Here is a 260-nt window from a genome sequence, read left to right on the forward strand (position 1 = left end):
ATAGGGATGCTCAAAATGGACAAATCTCTTCCTTTCCAGTAACGGTTCAATACAATTGGCCAATTATTGGATATATTTCTAAATTCAACTTGAATAACTTCTCATTTTCAGTTGAGGAAATCTTTAATGTTGCATTGACAACTTTAAACCTTGACCAAACTACTGTAGTTAACGAATTCATCAATGTATTTGTTAATACTACAGGTGATCCCATAAAAAAGTTTGTAGATGACTTAAATGCTGAACTAGGACCTTATCTT

The 260-nt window shown here is 31.9% G+C and carries 1 protein-coding gene; it reads left to right on the plus strand.

What is annotated here, in order from left to right:
• Positions 1-260 (plus strand): hypothetical protein (locus SB724_RS20725; RefSeq protein ID WP_410572814.1); only part of this gene is annotated, 260 nt, incomplete at both ends.

The organism is Bacillus sp. SIMBA_031 (genome assembly GCF_046535225.1).
GTDB lineage: Bacteria > Bacillota > Bacilli > Bacillales > Bacillaceae > Bacillus > Bacillus velezensis.